The organism is Actinoplanes sp. NBRC 103695 (assembly GCF_030269485.1).
Taxonomy (GTDB): Bacteria; Actinomycetota; Actinomycetes; order Mycobacteriales; family Micromonosporaceae; genus Actinoplanes.
This window is the reverse complement of record NZ_BSTL01000159.1, coordinates 1-255: the sequence shown is the minus strand read 5'-3', so window position 1 is coordinate 255 and position 255 is coordinate 1. Positions and strand designations below refer to the sequence as shown.

At 65.9% G+C, this 255-nt stretch carries 1 protein-coding gene; it reads right to left on the bottom strand.

All coding sequences use genetic code 11. The features are described 5' to 3' along the window. The coding region (locus QSK31_RS48685; RefSeq protein WP_285692026.1) for a transposase at positions 1–255 on the bottom strand (255 nt) is incomplete at both ends.

Here is a 255-nt window from a genome sequence, read left to right as displayed (position 1 = left end):
GCGCGTCCATCCAGACAAACGTGTACGGGCCGGCGTCCAGCGGCCGGTTGCGGAACGCTTCGACCTGGGTGTCGAGGTGGCGGGCCATCTCCGAGACCTGACTCTTGGACAGCTGTTTGATCCCGAGTTGCTCGACCAGTTTCTCCACCCGGCGGGTCGACACCCCCAGCAGATAGCTGGTGGCCACCACGCTCACGAGGGCTTGCTCGGCGCGGCGGCGGTGCTGCAACAACCAGTCCGGGAAATACGAACCGG